Annotated in this window: 14 protein-coding genes; all 14 read right to left on the minus strand. The window is 46.3% G+C overall.

Annotated features, from left to right (window positions below; translation table 11 throughout):
• Positions 1–17: 17 nt before the first annotated feature.
• On the minus strand, positions 18–1,187 hold the full coding sequence (locus EIM92_RS22030) for an acyl-CoA dehydrogenase family protein (protein ID WP_125084680.1): 1,170 nt from the start codon (positions 1,185–1,187) through the stop codon (positions 18–20).
• A gap of 4 nt (positions 1,188–1,191) precedes the next feature.
• Positions 1,192–1,443: an acyl carrier protein gene (locus EIM92_RS22035; protein ID WP_125084681.1), complete on the minus strand. Its 252-nt coding sequence runs from the start codon at positions 1,441–1,443 to the stop codon at positions 1,192–1,194.
• A 5-nt stretch (positions 1,444–1,448) separates the two neighbouring features.
• Positions 1,449–2,513: an HAD-IIIC family phosphatase gene (locus EIM92_RS22040; RefSeq protein ID WP_125084682.1), complete on the minus strand. Its 1,065-nt coding sequence runs from the start codon at positions 2,511–2,513 to the stop codon at positions 1,449–1,451.
• A gap of 13 nt (positions 2,514–2,526) precedes the next feature.
• Positions 2,527–3,384: a 3-hydroxyacyl-CoA dehydrogenase family protein gene (locus EIM92_RS22045; RefSeq protein ID WP_125084683.1), complete on the minus strand. Its 858-nt coding sequence runs from the start codon at positions 3,382–3,384 to the stop codon at positions 2,527–2,529.
• Positions 3,381–4,112, minus strand: coding sequence for a thioesterase II family protein (locus EIM92_RS22050; RefSeq protein ID WP_125084684.1), 732 nt, complete (start codon positions 4,110–4,112; stop codon positions 3,381–3,383). Before EIM92_RS22050 ends, EIM92_RS22045 begins: the two co-directional genes overlap by 4 nt.
• Positions 4,113–5,681, minus strand: a complete 1,569-nt coding sequence (locus tag EIM92_RS22055; protein ID WP_164515178.1) for a serine hydrolase domain-containing protein — start codon at positions 5,679–5,681, stop codon at positions 4,113–4,115.
• 51 nt (positions 5,682–5,732) lie between these two features.
• A complete protein-coding gene (locus EIM92_RS22060) occupies positions 5,733–10,247 on the minus strand; it encodes a non-ribosomal peptide synthetase (protein WP_125084686.1) in 4,515 nt (1,504 codons plus the stop codon).
• Positions 10,248–10,273: 26 nt separating this feature from the next.
• Positions 10,274–11,284, minus strand: coding sequence for a cysteine peptidase family C39 domain-containing protein (locus tag EIM92_RS22065; RefSeq protein WP_125084687.1), 1,011 nt, complete (start codon positions 11,282–11,284; stop codon positions 10,274–10,276).
• Between the two features lie 201 nt (positions 11,285–11,485).
• Entirely contained in the window at positions 11,486–13,489 is a 2,004-nt protein-coding gene (locus tag EIM92_RS22070) for a beta-galactosidase (protein ID WP_125085317.1), read from the minus strand.
• 71 nt (positions 13,490–13,560) lie between these two features.
• The gene (locus EIM92_RS22075; RefSeq protein WP_125084688.1) at positions 13,561–14,388 is read right to left on the minus strand and encodes a carbohydrate ABC transporter permease; all 828 of its coding nucleotides are present in this window, start codon (positions 14,386–14,388) and stop codon (positions 13,561–13,563) included.
• Positions 14,385–15,269 carry a carbohydrate ABC transporter permease gene (locus EIM92_RS22080; RefSeq protein ID WP_125084689.1) on the minus strand — a complete coding sequence of 295 codons (885 nt, stop codon included), beginning with the start codon at positions 15,267–15,269 and terminating at the stop codon, positions 14,385–14,387. Before EIM92_RS22080 ends, EIM92_RS22075 begins: the two co-directional genes overlap by 4 nt.
• An 80-nt stretch (positions 15,270–15,349) precedes the next feature.
• Entirely contained in the window at positions 15,350–16,657 is a 1,308-nt protein-coding gene (locus tag EIM92_RS22085) for an ABC transporter substrate-binding protein (RefSeq protein ID WP_125084690.1), read from the minus strand.
• Positions 16,658–16,786: 129 nt separating this feature from the next.
• The gene (locus tag EIM92_RS22090; protein WP_125084691.1) at positions 16,787–17,845 is read right to left on the minus strand and encodes a response regulator; all 1,059 of its coding nucleotides are present in this window, start codon (positions 17,843–17,845) and stop codon (positions 16,787–16,789) included.
• The gene (locus EIM92_RS22095; protein ID WP_246021122.1) at positions 17,823–19,631 is read right to left on the minus strand and encodes a sensor histidine kinase; all 1,809 of its coding nucleotides are present in this window, start codon (positions 19,629–19,631) and stop codon (positions 17,823–17,825) included. Before EIM92_RS22095 ends, EIM92_RS22090 begins: the two co-directional genes overlap by 23 nt.
• Positions 19,632–19,700 lie beyond the last annotated feature (69 nt).

Consider the following 19,700-nt stretch of genomic DNA (forward strand, 5'->3'; position numbering starts at 1 on the left):
CTGCTTGACTCTATCCTCTACTGCTTCACCGTGTATCGTTTCTTTACTCCATATTTTCGCAATCCATATTGAGCAATGACCTGCTGCTGAATCTGACTCGTACCTTCGATAATTTCCAGCACCCTAGCATCTCGCAACAACCGCTCGGCTGGATAGTCACTGTGACAGCCATTACCGCCATGGACTTGTACATTATCATTCGTGACCTCTAATGCGGCCTTCGATGTGAAATACTTGGCAATCGTCGTTTCATGAATGGCCTCCGCATCACCAGTACGACGCAATTCTCCTGCATTCAGGCATAGAGAACGAGCGGCATGTACCTTGGTTACAGCATCACCGATCATTCCTTTAATCAGTTGAAATTGATGTAGCTTCTCACCAAACTGCGAACGGGATCTGGAGTAGGACACCATCGACTCAAGAGCTTCAGCCGCGATAGCCGCTCCGGCCCAGGCAATACTATATCGGCCGTGATCCAGTGCGGTGGAGACGATATAAGTAAAACCGCCCCCTACATTACCCAGCACATTCTCCTTTGGCACCTCTACCTCATTAAATTCAATCTCAGCGAGATGCGCCGCTCTATTACCGAGCAGACCCTGTAACGGCTTGACATCTATTCCTCTGCGGTCGCTCTCGACAAAAAAGGCGGTTATTTGTCCAGACAAATCCACGGCAACAACTACAAAAAAATCAGCTATACCCGCAAGCGTAATCCATTTCTTCTTGCCATTTAAAATAAATCGGTCGCCCTCATGCCGATAAGTGGTTTGTACACTTTTAGCATCTGAGCCAACGTGGGGTTCGGATAAGGCAAACGCCCCTAGCTTCTCGGCCTTTGCCATCTGCGGAAGCCAATAACTCTTTTGTTCCTCGGTTCCAAATCGCAGAATCGTCTCGCCGAGCAGTGAAGTCTGCACGGTCAACATAGCTCTGGTGTTGCTGCAAGCCTTGCCTATTTGCTCAGTGAACAGACCATAGGCCACCGGATCAAGCCCCAAGCCGCCATATTCCACTGGCCAGCTGGCGCCCAAATAACCTAATGCCCCCATACGTTGAATCAGACTACGGGGAAGCTCTCCGCTAGCATCGATCAACCCCGCCTGTGGCCGAACCTCCTCGGCAGCGAACTGCCCGGCTTCTTCAATAATTGAAGCAGCAGAAGTGCATGTATGAGCATTCACCCGCTTACACCTCCTGTTTATGCTTGCCGATAAGCCTTACTATGCTGTTTAACGTGCTAAAATTCGCAATATCCAAATCCTCATTAGCAACTGTAATGCCAAACTCCTGCTCAATATAACCGAGCAACTTCATCGCAAACAAGGAATTCACAAACCCCATTTGGAATATGTTATCATCGTCCGTGAACACAGCTTCATCCTCAAAAACAATCAGATTGCTCTCAATAAAGTTCCTGATTTTTTCCTTTATATCCATATCGGTTACCCCTTTCTTCCTGAAACCGTGACCTTAACTTCAATGTAAGGCGGAAACGGCTGAACTTGTTTTAAATTATTTTCAAATACGATATTGCCCTGACCATCATTGGATATTTCCGTGAAATTAGCGAAACGGTAGGTGATATACATCATCCTGTTCCGATCTGTTTGCTTGAAATCGGCACGCAGTACCTTTCCGTCTTTTTTTGCCTGCTCCATAATATAAGTCAGCATAACGGTGCCGACTCCCCGTGACATGACACGGCAAGACATCAGCAGCAGCTTAAGATGCCAGTAGTCCTCCTTCAGCTCAATGAGTGCAAGGCCAATTTTCCCATAGGAACCGTATTTATCCGTCAACTCACAGACTAGCAACAAATAATCCGGTGATTGCCTGATTCGATCCAGCTCTTCATAGCTGTATGTATAACCCGTTGTATTGAGTTGGTTGGTACGAAGCGTTAGCTCCTCGGCCCGTTTTAAATCCTCCTCCATCGCCTCGCTGATCAAAAACCGCATCCCCAGCGAGCGTAAAAACTCCTCTTGCGGCCCCTGAAATTCTGCTTCCTCCTGCTTCCTTTGAATATCCTCCAGGTACATCGCCCGCCGCCGCTTGGAATCTTCAGTGATGAATCGGGGATTTAAACGGGGATGAGCGAGAAGTGTCAAATAGTCGTCTGCATGAATACATTCCACCTCGGGGTGTACGCTCCTTACCTCATCAAGCTCAAAAGGCTGATCATCGATAAACAGAAGTGTATCCTTGCCAATGTTCAGGTTGCTGCAAATACTTTCAATCGAGCTGGACTTGGCGTTCCAATTGATTTCGGGATATAGAAAGAATTCTTCAATGCCCAGTTCCCGCAATTTGTTCATCACATGATCTCGATCATTTCTGCTGGCAATGGAATGCAGTATGCCCCGGGAATCAAGGGTGGCGAGAATATCCCTCATATTCGGCCTCAGCTCTACCTCATTGGATTCCAGCAAAATTCCATTCCACATCGTATGATCCAGATCCCATACGATGCACTTGATCTCCTTCGGCTTCTTCGGCTCCTTATTCACGAAATGCCCTCCCTTACAAACGATATTCAAAAAAGCCTTTTCCAGCTTTCTTCCCTAAATATCCGGCATCCACCATTTTTACAAGCAGCGGACACGGCCGGAACTTGGGATCTTTATAACTGTCATATAGCACATTCAGTGAATAAAGAATCGTATCCAAACCAATGAGGTCACATGTAGCCAATGGACCCATTTTATGTTCAAACCCCAGACGGAAAATTTTATCCACATCCTGCGGTTCAGCTACCTGATCCTGAATCAGCCAGACACATTCATTGATCATCTGCATTAGCACGCGGTTCGTAACGAAGCCCGGAAAATCATTGACCACAACCGGCACCTTATCGAAGGACTGCAGGAATTCCTTGCCTACACGGATCGTCTCTTCGGAAGTATGTTCTCCGCGAATCACTTCAACGAGCTTCTTCATCGGAACCGGGTTCATAAAATGCATGCCAATCACTCTCTCAGGTCTCGGCATAAGCGCGCCAATTTTAGTTATTGAGACACAGCTAGTATTGGCTGCATAATAGACATCCGCCCCACATACCCCTGCCAGTTCAAGATATACTTTTTTCTTCATGTCCCAATCTTCAGTAATATTCTCGATAACGAACTGTGTTTCTCCGAACTTGTCATAGCTTGTCGTAAAAGTTATGCGCTCGATTACTTCCTCCAGTGAAAGCGGTTTGGTCTTCGGTTTCACCATCTTTAATAGGCGGAATTCAGACTGGATCTTCTCCTTTGCCCGCCGCACGGCTGCTTCATCAATATCCTTAAGGATTACTTTATATCCGTTGCAAGCCAAATCTAAGGCAACATCGCTCCCCATTACTCCAGCTCCAACAACGCCAACAGTTTGAATCATCATCCACGACTCCTTTTCGGTGAACATAGTACTGGATTAGAAATGACTTTATGAATTAGGGAAACCACCTGTTCAGTCTGCTCGTTGATGAAAAAATGGCCGCCTTGAAACGAATAAACCCGGCAGGATTTGCTGCTATAGCGCGCCCATTCCGATAATACGTAGTCTTTTGTAGCCGGATCATCAACTCCATTTAATACAGAAATATCACAATGAATTAACTCCGGCTTGCTCGCAAAATTATGTGTTTCTACCAGCTCTAGGTCTCTGCGCAGCATTGGCAAGAACAGTTGAATAAGTTCCTCTCTTTGAAAGAGTTCCTCCTCTGTACCGCCTAACCGCCTAATTTCCTGCTGTAAACGCTCATCTGAGAGTAAGTGAAGAACATTTGTTTTTTTGGCATGAGGCGGATAGGTTCCTGAGACGAAAAGATGGGCTGGATCCCGTTTTAAACGCTGCTTAGTCATATGAGCCAGTTCATAAGCGATTAACGCTCCCATACTGTGACCAAACAAGATGAAAGGCGTATCATCTATGCTAGTTTCCAGATGACGGTAGAGATCCTCAAGCATTTCATGCATGCTTAAGTAGTGAGGCTCCAGCATCCTTCTACCACGAGCTGCAAGTTCCAATGGATGTATTTCAATATCCTCATGCAAATAACGCTTCCAACGATGATAGACCGTTGCCGAACCCCCAGCATAAGGCAAGCAAAAAAGCTTATATTTCACTTATTTCACCTCCTTAGCCGCATCCGGTTCTATCACTCTGTCATATGATTTAGTAGAGATATGCTCTTTGTAGGGAAACAAACAAGCCACCGCAAAATAAACCAATAACATCAATCCTATGAAATAAATTCCATATATAGCCCAAATCACGGTAGATGGTGCCCAGACAGCGACCACCTCCAGAGGCAAGCCTGAAAATAATAATGTGATGAGCTTGCTTATGCCCCAGTAATACAGAATGAAAAGCACGAACACGAGACCAAGCTTTAACCAGCTTCTGCTGCTTAAAGGGACATAACCCCTTTGCTCGCGTCTTAGCTGTAGGAATAGCCGGATCATTCCCAGCAGCAGACCAAGAATAAGACTCCCTATAACAAAGACGGCTCCCATGGCGATCCGATCAAGCTGTGGATAAAAATCAGCTTCTTCATCCGGCATCGGCTCCTCTGTAAACATGCTGACAAGCCCTTTTCCTATATGAAAGGTATAAGCCGAATTAATATTGGCGAGCACGCCTACCCCTAACTTTTGATCTGGACGCAGAATAATATAGGATGAGTAATTTGGGTTAGAGCCTTGATGTGACCATTCATTCCCTTGAGACGACACGAACCAGCCAGCAGCATAATAATTTCCATCCTGATCCTGTTGAGGCAGTGTACCAGGGTCATGAGAGCGATCCAGAATAGATTGATAAGCCGGGAGCACATCTACATTTCCTAGCTGGAGCATTAGCCAGCGCCCAATATCATCGACATTGGATAACAAATAGCCTGCCGGAGTATTCCCCCTGTATATGGGGGCAGGGAACTGGTGCGGAGAGCTCATTAAAATTTTATAGCCCTTGGCTACTCTCCCGTCATTGTTCAGTTCCGATACAGGTAATGTGTGATTTAATCCCAGTTCCTGAAGCATTTTCAGCATGTACTGCTCATATGTCATTCCCGAGAGCTGCTGAATGACTAATCCGAGAACATCATAATTAATCGTAGCGTATTCATAACTTTCTCCAGGGCGAGAAGCAAGCTCGCTTCCCGCGATCCCCCGCACCGTTCGCTCCAGTGCCTCCTCGCTTGCATCAATGGGAATAGAAGCCAGAGAAGCAAAGGGCACCCCACTGGTATGATGCAAAAATTGAGCAATCGTTACATTTACGGGTACCCCTTCATAATTCAATTCCAGCCAAGGCAAATAACGAGTTACCGGAGCATCCAGACTTAGAACACCTTGCTGCTCCAACTGAAGTATCGCTAAACCCGTAAATGCCTTGGTCGTCGATCCTAATTCAAATAAAGTTGTGTTAGTTACCGGAATACCCTGTTCTAAATCAGCCCAGCCAAAGCCTTTAGCATAGACCACCTCATTTCCACGAACAATTACAACCGCTGCGCCTGGGCTATGAGACTTCTCTAGCTGAGTTTCGATAAACAAATCGATCGCCGACTCATCAACCTCTTGCTGATGGTTGGTTGAGACCTGTTGCTGCGCCGAGGCTTCCTGCTCCTGCCCATAAGCTGTAAGCCATATGAGCAGCGATGATACAAGAAGATAGGTAGCAAACTTTCTCAATACATAATCCGCTCCTTTGGTTCTTATGCATTGCGTTGTAACACCGTGAAGTCAATTAAAGAGGATATCCAGCTCGTCCTGCTTTAGCTTCAATGTAGCGAAATCCGAAGGCGTAAATTCGGGCTCTGTATTCAGACATAACTGAATAACTTCCATTATTTTTTGCATAAAGGATTCGAGCAGATTCTCCATGCTCTCCCTGTCAAACATCGCTTCACTATAAGTCAATCGAACAAGAAGCTTCCTATTTATCACCATCGCTACGACATCGACGAGACAAGCAAGCTTGTTACTTGAGCAGGTCTCATTCCCAATATCCTCCTCACCAATCAAAAATGAAGAGCCCTGAAGGAGATTATCAATCTCACCCAAATAGTTAAAACGCAGCAAGCGTTTGTCTATGTGCAAGAGCCGTTTGGAATTGTACACTAATATTCCATAGTCTATTCCCTTGTTAGGAATCTCTCGAAGCTGTTCTTTTACTGCTTTAATGATGCTTGAAGGGTCTCGAACAGGCAGGTAAAGATTCACGGGAAATAACGAAGTAAACCATCCGACAGTTCTCGATATATCCACATCCGCAAACAATTCTTCCCGGCCATGCCCTTCAAGCTCAATGGAGATCTTCTCCTTGCCGCTGTATTCACGCATAGCCATTGCCAGGGAAGCCATTATCAGCTCACTTGTCTGGGTATGGAAGGCCGCATTCGCCTCACCAAGCAGCCTGCCAGTTACTGATTCAGGCAGCTCGCGAACTAACGTATTGCAAACTGCATACCGATCATCCGTTGAAGGAAAATCAAGACGAAGGCTATCCTCTGCCTCTTCAACCACACGCTCCCAATAAGGCAAGTACTCCGTTGCCTGTTTACGACTATATACCTCAATGGACTCTGCCCAAGCTTGAATAGAATGGGTCTTAGCAGGCAAAGCACAGCTTGTACCACTGGTTATGGATTGCAACAACCGATCAAGATCCTCCAGCAATATTCGCCAGGATACACCGTCGACAATCAGATGATGTGCTGTCAGCAGCAAGGATTGCCCATCTTCTCCCCTCTCGAATAACATCGTTTTAAACAGGAGGCCCTGCCCAAGCTGGATACTCGCTTTCAATAACTCGGAACGGCTTCGAATGACTTCAGCGTGCTCCTCAGTATGCAGTGAGGTTAAGTCACAATAATCAAACTCCAGATGTTCCCGGCGTACCTCTCGGTACACTAGCTTCCCTGTCTTCATCTCATGCTGCAGCCTTAGAGCATCGTGATGCTGGAGTAATAAATACAACGCTTCGAGCAGGATAGGAATATTCACTTTTTGTTTCAGGTGGAGAAATACAGATTGTGTATAAAAATGTGGATTGCCCCACTGACTTTCTAAAAACCAGGACGTTACCGGCAAGGCTTTAACTTCCCCTGTACAAGGTTTTTGCTCTATCGGCGCAGCTATGGTCATTTCTAGCACAGCAGCCAGTTCATGAATATCAGGATAGCTCAAAATATCCTGAACCTTCAGCTTGTAGCCTGCTGAATTCACCTTAGCGACTATTTGAATCGCCTTAATAGAATCGCCGCCCATTCGATAGAAGTTATCGGCGGATTGTACATCCTTCACCTGAAGAACCTCTTTATAGATATCTCTCAGCCAACGAACAATATCATCGGGATTAGCAGTTCTCCCTTGCCGTGGTCCTTGCCCCGTCACTTGCTTCATGGAAGCAGGATCAGGCAAGAATCGCCGATCCACCTTCCCATTAGGGGACAAGGGTAATTCTGCAAGCTGTACAAAATAGGCAGGAATCATATAGGAAGGTAGAACCTCGAGCAGCTTCATTCTCAGTTCCAGCACATCAATCTGTTCTGCTGCCACAAAGTAAGCCGCCAAATAATGCTGTTCCTCCGCGATTCGATCCATAACCACCGCTTCTTTAATTGAATCAATAGCCAGTAAATGATGCTCGATTTCTCCTGTTTCAATGCGATAGCCTTTGATTTTGACCTGATGATCCATCCGTCCAAGATATACTAAATCTTTGCTATCAAGGCGTACTGCCAGATCACCGGTACGATACATCCTCATTCCCTTAAGGAACGGATTGCTCACAAAACACTCCTGGGTCAATTCCGGTCTGCGCAGATATCCCCTTGCCACTCCGTCACCTGAAATATAAATTTCACCGACAGTTCCGTTAGGAACCGGCTCCAATTGATCATTCAGCAAATAGATTTGTACATTATCTATAGGCTGGCCAATGGGAACGGATACTCCTTGATCACGCTCCGGATCGTATTGATAAATCATACACCCAACGACGGTCTCTGTTGGGCCGTATTCATTATAAATAGCGATGGAGCTTGAGCTTTTGATATGAATATCCCTGGCTAGCGCACATTTCAAATCCTCGCCGCCAACGATAAATGTATGAACTGCCAGCTGATCGAGCTCCATGTCCTTGAGGAGCGACAAATGGGCGGGAGTAAGCTTGACTATCGTTGCCTTCTTCTCTTTTAAAATACGATGAATTATAAATTCTTTACCATCGTCATCATAAATTTCTATTTGATGTCCCCCAATAAGCGGAGTGAATATGGAGGTAACCGTTAAATCAAAGGCTATGGAAGAATATAACGCAAATATCTCATTATCTGTTCTGGTATACTGCTGATTTGCCCACCAAATATAGTTCACAAGGCCGCGATTCTCAATCATCGCCCCCTTGGGTTTGCCTGTGGAGCCAGAAGTATAAATCATATAGACCAGATCGTTAGGTGACCCTGCAAGTCCAAGATTACTGCCATCCTGAGTGTACAAATTATCATCCTCAAGCCGGATGACCGTTCCCTCGTAAGACAAGGTCCTCCAATCATTCCCAAATGTAAGCAGAAGCGGGGCCTGACTGTCATGCAAGATATACTCTATCCGCTCCCGGGGATATTCAGGATCAATCGGAATATACACTGCACCAGCTTTGATCACAGCCCAAATTGCGACCATAATTTCTATAGAATGCCGTCCCATTATCGCTATCGGGGTCTGTCGGTGGATACCGTACTGCAATAGGGTGCGCGCCAACTGATTAGCCCGTGTATTCAGCTCTTTATACGTTAAGGATTGTCCACGATAAGTTAATGCCACACGATCGGCTGATTGCGCAGACTGCTTCTCAAACAAATCTAGAATGGTCTGGTCAGCAGGATATAAGCGCTCTGTCAAATTACATTCGTAGAGCAGCTTGTCACGCTCACCTGGCAATAGCAGCTCCAGATTTCGTATCGATTGATGCGGTGTGTTCAATATTTGTTCCGTAATCAGTTCAAGCCGTGAGAACATCTCTTCAATTTGCGACGCGGAGTAGTCATCGGTCTTATAGTCAAAATAAAGCTCCAGCCCCCCGTTTTCTTCCCACTCCGTAATAATAAGCTGTAAAGGATATAGCTGGTTTCCGTTATGCACCTCGGTTTGCTTCATTTTCCAACCGGGGCCAAAGCTTTTATCATACGAGGTATTATAATAGTTCACACTTACTTGAAATAATTGATCTATGCCGCGTTTCTGAAGCTGGAGGTCTTGGACTAACAAGTTATAAGGATATTTCTGATGGAAGTAACTTTGAATGAGCTCGAGGTTGCAGTTCAGTATAAACTTGGAGAGCGATGTTTCTTGCTCGATCTGAACTAAAAATGGCATACTGCTAGTAAACATACCGAAGGTTTTCTTCTCCTTAACCCCGGTACGATTTAGAACGGGTGTGCCAATTATAATGAGGTTTTGTTGAGTGATTTTATGAAGGTAAAGCAGCATTACAGCTATAAAAAAAGTATTCAACGACACCTGGTGGGTATTTGTAAAATCGCGGATTCTATCTGAAATAGGTTGATTTAAGATAAATGCCTTTCGCTGGCCTCTAGTATTATTTGACGTGGGAAATAAAGTGATTTTATCAACAGACTTGAACTTGTTTGTCCAGTAATGCTTGCTCTTCTTAAAGCGTGATGAGGTTAAATATTTCTGCTCCTGCTCAATATAATCAATATATGTAGGCTTGGCTTCCTCCTGAATCATTTGCCCCCGCATCAACTGGGTATATAGATCATTAATATGCGAGGTCATGAGTTGAAAGGACCAGCCATCAGAGATGATATGATGTACCTTGGTTAAATAGGCACTCTCTGTCTCGCTGATCTTGACTAGGGTAAATTCATACAATGCCTCGCCATCCAGCGGAAGCGGCTGAGCAAATTCTGATGCCGCCCATGCGTCAACATCAACATCAGAGGTAATCGTTGTAAAATCTATAAACGGAAGTTGTCTCCTTTGATAGGCACTTACCGTCTGCTGAACACCTGAATCCTGTTCAACAATTCTAATACGTATCGCATCATTGAGCCGTATAAAATGGTTGATTGCTTCCTCAAGCAAATCAAAATCAACAGCTCCATAAATTCTGATTAATCCGCCGATGTTATGAATACTTGTACCTGGGGAGATATTTTCCACATACCAAATGCGTCTTTGCGGATGGGTTAAGGGGTATATCAAATTAATGTCCAGAGAAAAAACCTCCAATACATATAATTATGAGGTAACCGCCACTAGGAGATAAGCTGGCGTTCCAGTGCCTCCACCACGGTTTCCAATACCGCCTGTTCATGCTCTCTAATTGTTGTTAACTCCTGTAATCCCTGTCTCAGCAGTGTATCGTCATTGGTGAAAGCATACTTCATCAGTAAATGCCTTAAAAAAAACATCCTTCCCTCTACAGGGCTAAAGCATCCTGTAAGTTCAGCCGGGAGAATTCCCTGATTGCATAAGTAGTCTAAACGCAGTGACATCGTCTTCTTATGCTCCAGCAAAATGTGTATCGGTCTAATATCCCGCTTGCGAACCAGGATCGGCAAATTATCAGCGATTGCCTGGTAAACCTCAGTGCCAAATGCGGCTTCCAGCATTCCAGATGTTGCACGGTGGCACAGTGAAATATTGCGTCCAGACAGGTAATCCTCCAAAGCTTGTTTAATAACAGTGGCATCGAGTGTGTAGCTTCCGGAAGGATTTATTTTATATAAAAAAATATGTTCCTCAAAACGCTCCGTATTCGGGAGCTGCTCTATCCCCTGCTCCAATTCATGAAACGGTACAAGCGTTCTGCGAAATTGCATTTCCTGATCATATCCCAAAATCAGAAACATGCGACTCTGGTCATCATAACCATAGATCAAAACATCATGGGCATAATGAATCTGACGGTAGACCCGCCGCTGAGGTATATAAAATTCATCTACATTAAGCGAAATGGTATAACCTAAATTAATATTTCTAATAAGAAAATCTATAATGCCTTCGGGAGAAGATAGAATAGATTCCCGCTCCAGTTTCTGTGTAATCAACCAAGGACATTGAACAAAGTCTTCGCCATAAAAGCTTAAAGGCAGGGATGATGAAGCATAATCGTCATCAAGATGAGAATAACAGTATAGATGAATAAAATTACTATAAAACCAGGGCAGTGTTTCTTGGCGAGTAAATAGCGTGCAAAGGGGGTAGGCCAAATACTGATACCCAATAATTGGCGGAATAACGATTTCTAATTCTCTAGCAGCCAATACAACACCTTCCTTCCATATTTAGGCGAAAATAATATTAAAAGCACCTTCTTTGGTAAAAAATAGAATCTATCATTCGTTTTTATACTCCCATATTTGTTAACTAATGTCAAGAATTATAGTAAATTGAAATATAAAAAAGAAAGCTGGGGTTCTCAGCTTTCTTCGCGAACTTCTTCTGGGCTTTTTTGGTTTCCGGCTTTACTTCTCTTCAATAATTAGTACACCCCAGCGCTCTAAGGTCAACTGCTGCTGGCTCACCACGCGATGTCCCGACAACAGTTCTTCACCATCCTGATGCGGGTACACTAGGACCTGCTCTTCATCGGAATAGTTCATATAGAAATGGACAAGCTTGCCGTCTTCGTTCCGACCATACTTCGTAATCAGCGGAAAAGCAATCGCCTGATCCTTGCCCCACAATCCTGCATCCTTCACCGCTTGCTCCAGCACCTGGCGCATGATGGCCGGGCTCGGCAGGCAGCCGACATAAGTCGCGACCCCTTCGCCATACTCGTTTCGAGTAATGGCGGCATAGCCCCCCCAATGCGGGTGATCATAATAGGCCAGCACCTCTGCGGTTGTCGGCGTGATCAGCTCCATCCACGTCTCCACGTAATTCTGCTCTTCCCCTACGCCGAATGGATCGTCTTTCAGTGATACATTCTTCGGTTCGGCAAACATGCTGTAATAGATACCGCAGGCTTCGTTAATGATGCCCGGCTGATGCGTCGTCCTCACTTTGATGTGCTCATTCGTGAATCCGCTCTTGAAAGAATAGACGATATGTCCGCCACTACGCACGAAATCATTCAATCTTTCGAGCAGTTCATCGGACGCCGCGTACAATGCCGGAACAATGAGCAGCTTATATTGATCCAGGTTCTCGCTGGACGGGTGGACGATATCACAGCCGATATTCATTCTGTATAGCTGATCATACATCAGGCGAACGATATCATTGTAGTTCTTCTCCTGATCTGGCAGCTTGAACCATTCCAGCGCGGTCAGCGCTTCGTTGCTTACAAGCACGGCGACCTCATTCTTTTTCCGCAAATTCACCAACTTCGGGGAAAGTCTGGCAAAATCCCGCCCGATCGTCTTCGCCTCGTTATAGACCGGGTTTGGCTCAAAGTCATGACTCAGCAGCCCTTTCCAATACGTCTCAAAGGAGTTGTGGATCGAATGCCAGTGCCAGTAGGCAACCATATTCGCTCCCGAGGCCAAATGGCTGAACGCCTGCAGTCGCAGCTGTCCCGGGTATGGAACCCAATGGGCGAACCCCTGCGCTTCGGTCTCCAGCACGAGATAGCTGGCTCCCTTTGTGGAACGGGCCACATCGCCGCCGAATGAAATTTCGATCCCGGTCAAATCATCCTGCGAGGGATGGTAGATATCGACTCCCGTAATGTCAAAAGCTCTAGAGGCCTCAAAATGGTCAACGTCCGGCTGCACCCCATAGGAATAACCCCGCCATTCGAAGTCGAAGTTCTGGGTGACGAATTGATCCGGGCGCTTGTACTCATTGACGAGCGACACCTGCCAAGACAAGAAATCGGTCACCAGCTTCCGCTGGAAACGGGCAAACTCAGCGCCAAGGCTGCCGTTGATCGTTCCTACGACCGAAGGAAAGTCCTCCCAACTGTTAATCCGATTGCTCCAGTACGCAAGACCAAATTCCTCGTTCACCTTCTCCACGGCTCCAAATTTCTCTCTCATATATTTCACGAACTGAACCTGCACGTTAGGGCCTGCCGTATGATAATGCTTCGTCTCGTTATCGGTCTGATACCCAATGACCGCCGGATGATCCTTCACGCGCTCCATCATTTTGCGGATGATTCTCTCGGCATAGAACAGGTATTTCGGGTTCGTTATATCCATTATCTGTCTTGCACCGTAGCGCCCTTCACCTTGCGGCGTCACCGCCAGCACGTCCGGGTGCTCCTTCACCATCCAGGTAGGAACCGCATAGGTCGGGGTTCCCACGATGACCTGAATGCCCGCTGCATGCATTGCCTCTAAGACGCGATCCAGCGAGGTAAAATCAAATACACCGCTCTGCGGCTCATGCGTGCTCCAGGTCGATTCCCCGATTCGCACCACATTGATGCCAGCATCCTTCATCATTTGGATGTCCTGATCCAGTCGATCATAAGGCATGTATTCATCGTAATAAGCAACTCCGTAGTATAGCTTTTGCATGTTCTGCACAGCTGGCTCTCCTCCCTCATTCTTAATGCATTTAATCGCGCACCTTTTCATGCAGCATCTACCTATCCCTTAACGGCGCCCTCGGTAATCCCCTCCATAATGAAACGCTGGAAGATCGAATAAATAATCACTACCGGAATAGCCGTCAGAACGAGTGCCGCCAGGATCAGCGACCATTCTTTGTTGTATTCGCCAAACAGCATATTCGTAGACAAAATTAACGTGTAACGATTGACGTCAGTGAGCATAAGCAGCGGTAGCAGGAAATCATTCCATATCCATAGGAAGTTCAAAATTCCAATCGTAACTGAAATCGGCAGCAGCAGGGGGAATATGATGCGAAAATAAGTCTGGAAATCCCCACAGCCATCCATTCTTGCTGACTCCTCCAGCTCTTTCGGGATCGTTTTTACAAAACCGTGGTACAAGAATACCGCCATATTCACACCAAGGCCGATGTAAATTAGACCTAATCCATAAGTCGTTCCTTGCACGGCCAAACTCTTAGCTACTCTGGTCAGCGAAATCATAATGGAGTGAAACGGTACGAGCATCGAGGCAATAAATAGGAAGAAGATAAAGTTGCTCAGCTTCCCTGGCGTACGCGACAGCTTATATCCCGCCAAGCCAGCTGTAAAAATAATACCGCCCACTCCCAGAATAGACACAATGACTGAGTTCTTCACACTGCTCAGCAGGTTGATTTGCTGATAGGCGTATACATAGTTCTCGAAGTGGAGCTTTGTCGGCAGAGCCATCACGGAACTGAACATTTCTCCTTGGGTCTTAAAGGAGTTGATGACGGCTAGATATATCGGAAAAAAGGATACTGCGGCCAACACCGCAAGCAACAACGTAACGAGATAAGAGGCTGCTGTTCGCTTTCTCATGATTCCACCTCTCTTTTTTTCATGACGCTAATTTGAATAAAGGTAAAAAGGAGGATGAACAGGAACAGGATAATCGACTTCGCGCTGGCGTAACCGTACCTGAAGTTGCTGGAGAAAGCCTCCTCATAAATGTTCAGGGTGATCACCTGCGTGCTCCGCCCCGGACCGCCCCCGGTCAAGCCGTACACGACATCAAACACTTTGAACGCTCCGTTCAGCGTAAGGAACAAACAAATCGTCAAAGCATGAGTGATCATCGGCAGGGTAACGCGCATGAAACGTTGGAACACGTTTGCCCCGTCAATAATAGCCGCCTCCTGCAAATGCTGAGGCACGCCCTGCAATCCCGCCAGGTAAATAATCATCATGTAGCCGACACCGTTCCAAAGCGATACGATAATAATGGAGTAGAATGAAACGCTCGGATCGCCAATCCACCCTTGATCAAGAAAAGTGAGCATCGTCTTCTCAGCGATTTGTGGCAGCACTTGTGTAAATACGAAGGACCACATGAATGCACTGATAATTAGACTGATCATGTTGGGCATGAAAAATATCGTTCTAAAAAATCCCTTCGATCTTCGTTTGGATTCGATCAGCACTGCGAGAAACAAAGCAAATACGTTCTGCAGCACAACCATAATCACCACGTATTTCAATGTAAACCATAGCGAGTTCAAAAAATCGGGATCAGCGCGTAGAATTTCCACGAAGTTAGCAAATCCTACAAAGTCATAGGCAGGGTTCAGTCCATTCCAGTCGGTCAAGCTGTAGAACATGCCGCCAAGCGTCGGGATGAGCAGGAATATCGTGTAAATAATAAATGCTGGAGCTAGAAAGGCAAAGAAGGACAGGTACTTCCGATAACCTTTGGAGAGCATGGTTACATCACCTCAGATGTTCGAATATTGGTTAGTCGAAGAGCAGCGCCACCAAGCACGCCGCCCTTCGCCTTCGGACCCTACTTGTTTACTTTGTTGAAATCCTTCCAAGCTTTATCCAGTGCATTGATCACGTCATCCTGCGACATTTGGTTGGCAAAGTAGCTTTGCAGCCCTTTCCCGACTTCGTCTTTGACCGCTTGAGGAATCCGCGGATCCTGATACGATTTGCCTGCCTTTACGTACTCGGTCGCATCATTGACCCAAGGGTAGCTGTCAAATGTATGCACCGTGGCCAGCGGGTTAAATTTCAGGCTTTGGAAAAAGTCGCTGGAATCGTTCTCGTCCAAAATATAGTTAACCAAGTCCAGTGCGACTTCCTTGTGCTTGCTCGTCGGCGAAACCGCTAGCGAAGTAGAAGTACTCAAGTTGATCAGCGTTGCGTCAGGATTATCATTAATCGGCAGCGGAGCCACCCCGAATTCAAAATCAGGATTGGACTTCAGAATGGTCTCGGCGTACCATGGCCCTTGAATCCACATGGCCCCTTTGCCTGTGGCAAATGCGGCTGCGCCATCATCCCCGCTCACTTCCAGTGCCTTATCCGTTCCGTTGGCATTAACCAGGTCAATGATATCGAACATCGCTTTCATCTCGGAGAAAGATCCGTTGTCGTTATACATTCTGTCGACAAAATCGGCGTTGCCTGTTTCCGTCATGGCACCTACGGCCAATGGCAGGAACAGCTGCGGAATCCAGGCTTCCTGGTAAGAGAGCACGAACGGTGTAATATTATTCTCCTTCAACTTCTCTACAACCGCTTTCATTTCTGTCAATGTGGTTGGAGGCGCCAGTCCCAGATCAGAGAATACTTGTTTGTTGTATAGGTATCCCCAGGACAGCGTCTCTAACGGTACTGCAACAACCTTGTCGTCATACGTCACGGACGGCTTCACACTATCCAGTAGAGTACTCACAAAAGGTTGGCTGGACAAGTCCTCTAAATAACCGGCTTTGTAGAAGGTCGGCACCTCGTTGACGGCATGAAGGCTAAATACGTCCGGCGCATCGTTTGAAGCGAGTCTTGTCTTTAAAATTTGCGGAGCATTATCCGCGTTGGGCATTTCCAGTTGAACCTTGACATCGATATTTTTCTCTGCTTTTTCTTTGGCAATGAAGTCGGCAATGTATTTGTCATACTGTTCTTTGAGGCGAGGCTGTGCGATGAATACCTTCAGATTCACCGTTTCCGCCTTTCCTCCTTTGTCTGCCTTATCGGAATCACCGCTATTCGCGCTTCCGGATGATGTGTTGCCTCCCGATCCGCAGCCTGCCAGCAGGCCTACAACCAAAATTACGCTAAGCAGCAGTTTCCATTTGTTCTTCATGCTTTTGACCTCCCAATGTCTATTGTTGGTTACGCTTTCATTGTAAAATAATAAAGAAAGAGATTAATTCGATTTAATTAACCTCTTTCTTTGTACAATTTTAAACTTCGTTCTTACCTTCTCATAGTATTATCGCTCTTTCCTCATTTCTCCCGGGGCTACGCCAAAGTGCTTCTTAAATACGCGATAGAAATAAGCAACCTCCTCATAACCGCAGCTTTCGGCGATCGCCCTGATCGGCTGCTCGCCTTCCAGCAGCAGTTTTTTTGATTTTTCCATCCGCAGCTGCTGAATATAATCCGACAGATTTTGCTTAAACTCATTTTTAAAAGCCCGGCTTAAATATTCTTTACTAACGAAAAATGCTCCGGCGATCTGCTCCAGGGTAATCGGTTTGCAATAATTAGCCTCCACGTATTGCTTAATCTCCGCTAGGTTAAGCTTACGCCGGTATTTCCGGTGCTCCTCAAGCTGGCTCATCGCCAGTAAATACAGCTCCGTTAAATCGTTAAATAATCGTTCATAGGATTGCAGCGCTTCTGCACGGATTTCAAATTGGAATCCGTTCACAGTCTGCGAGTTGGCGACCATAAGCTCACGAAGCAGTACCATGAATTCTTGATAGATTTGAGCCTGCATCTTCGCCTGGGTCGCTTCATAGTCATTCAGCTCCCGGAGCAGCTTTTGAAATGTGCTTCGGACTCCTGCGGTATCGAGCCGATTGTAGTACGCAGTTAGCGCGGGCTTGTACCCTTTAGCAATTTGCAGGAAATCCATTTGCAGCGTAAATTGCTGCCGGGAAATCTGACGTGAGGATTCCAGCTCTTTTTTACACTTCAGTAAGGCAGCATTCAATTCCTGTGGATCAATCGGCTTAAGGATATAATCCTTGGCTTTGCAGCGAATCGCCTGCCTCAAGTACGTAAAATCGTCGTATCCGCTGACTACGATGACTTTAGTGGCAGGGTAACGCTCCTTCAAGATGCCCAGCAGCTCCATCCCGTCCGCCCCCGGCATACGCATATCCGTAATGACCAACTGAGGCGATCGATCTTCGATCAAGCGCAAAGCCTCCAAGCCGTCATCTGCTTCACCAATAATTTCCATGCCATACTCATCCCATGACCCATACCGCTTAATCATCTCGCGCGGCATTTTCTCATCATCAACGATTATTGTTCTGATCATAGGAGCTGTCACCCTCTTTCACCCACGGTATTTGTATGCTCACTTTCGTACCGACACCCGGCGTACTTTCGACAGTTACACCATACTGAAGGCCGAAGTGCATTTTGATGCGGGAAGCCACATTATTCATGCCGATGCGATCCCCGATGTTCCATGCCTGATTTGTCTGGCGGCACAAGCTCTTCTGCAATTCCACTAAAGTGGAGGCATCCATCCCGACCCCATTATCCTCAACAAAAATCACCACTCCCTGCTTATTGCGCTGTACATGTACCTGTAGACGCCAGTCACCGGACTTCTTATCGAGTCCATGCTGGAAAGCGTTCTCCACAATTGGCTGCAGCGTCAGCTTCGGAATTCTACAATCGGCTGCCTCAGGATCACATTTCACTTCATAGGTGATACGGGGCGAGAACCGCTGCATTTGGATATGCATGTAGTTATTGAGATGATCCAGCTCCATTTGAATAGTCGCCAAGTCATTCTGCCCCCGGATAACATACCGGAACATTTGACTTAAAGAACGGATTAGCTCATTGATCTCCTCCGGCTTGCTGGAGAAGGCGAGTCCGCCGATCAGCTGCAATGTATTCTGCAGGAAATGAGGGTTAATCTGTGATTGAAGCGCTTTCAATTGGGCTGTCTTTTTTTCCAAGTTCATGCTGTATTCGGTCTTGATATACTCTCGAAGCCGGTGAGACATGTTATACAGCTTAAATTCCAGAAATCCAAGCTCATCCATTCGGTTGCTTAACGGCGGCTCCCGGTCTTTTATAATGCTAATTCCACGCATCGACTTGGCTAGGCTGACAATCGGCTTAGAAGTGCTCCAGGCTAAAATAACGGCGATCAGCAAGGATAGTCCCGCAGAAATGATGCCTACAATCAACCCGTAGCTGAGGTTTGTCCTTGCGCTCTGGTTAATGTATTTAGCCGGAATGACTTTGACCAGCTTCAGATCCCAAGGCTCTACAGTGTTGTAAAAAACATAGCTCTCCTTCGTCTGGATATATCCCGGGCCACTCTCGGTGCTCTCTATATCTTTCAATGCCGTTGCCACGCGCTCGAACGCCTCGGCCTGATCTGTATGTTCAGGCACGTACATGATGTCGCCGTCATGGTTCGCGATAAATACGGTATAATTCGGCTCCGACTGCAGCAAATCCAGGGCGCTGTCCATCATTTGCCACTTCACCTGCAGCTCGATGCTCCCCAGCAGCTCCTTGTTCTCGAACCGGTTCACGCTACGAATGAGATTGAACTTCGTCGGATCGCTCTCATTGCTCTTGATCATGAAGCTCATCCCGCTCGAAGCCACTTCACTCCACAACCGGGGGGCTTGGGGTGGCGTGCTGATTTGCTTCTGCATGCTGTTAATCGTGAACAGCTTGTTCTTCTCTTTTAGGTATAGCTGGATGCCGAGCAGGTGATTATTCCCCGAATAATATACGGAGGTCATCGTATCGATGATGCTGCGCTGGGCGTTGTATTGGTTGGACAAGGTCGAGCCGTCCATTTTATTAATATATTCATCCAGCGTATTGCTGATCAGAATCGTATAAATGAGATTGTTCAGTTGAATGAACTTCTCTTCCAAATAGCCGCCCGTCCAGGTAATTCTCGTAATATTGGACTGGATCACTTCGCTTTCCATCGATTTTCTCGTATTCTCGGTAGATAGGATCGTCACGACGATAAGCGGAACAACCGATATAAGAATCATAATGAGAATTAGCTTATTGCGTATGCTCCGCCTAAATGGCAAAATGAACCAACGATATAGCAAAGCATCCCCTCCTTGAGTGATTTAATTGTATCACTTTCGGTTGGGCTGTCTAGTAATTTTGTGGTTGAT

This window comes from Paenibacillus lentus, from assembly GCF_003931855.1.
Lineage (GTDB): Bacteria > Bacillota > Bacilli > Paenibacillales > Paenibacillaceae > Fontibacillus > Fontibacillus lentus.